Genomic DNA, 213 nt, shown 5'->3' with positions numbered 1-213 from the left:
AAGAAGGTAACAACCCTTTAGTTGAAACTTCGTTCCCTCTTGAGTGGATCCTGAGTGCGGCGGAACACGTGAAATTCCGTCGGAATCTGGGAGGACCATCTCCCAAGGCTAAATACTACCTAGTGACCGATAGGGAACCAGTACCGTGAGGGAAAGGTGAAAAGCACCCCGGAAGGGGAGTGAAAGAGATCCTGAAACCATGTGCCTACAAGT

1 rRNA gene is annotated in these 213 nt (G+C 50.2%); it reads left to right on the top strand.

Annotation, left to right across the window (positions count from 1 at the left end):
- Window positions 1-213: ribosomal RNA gene (locus AC0C45_RS30345) — 23S ribosomal RNA — on the top strand; the annotation flags it as partial.

The sequence above is a fragment of the Priestia sp. VA7 genome (assembly GCF_055710015.1).
This window is presented reverse-complemented; position numbering and strand designations above follow the sequence as displayed.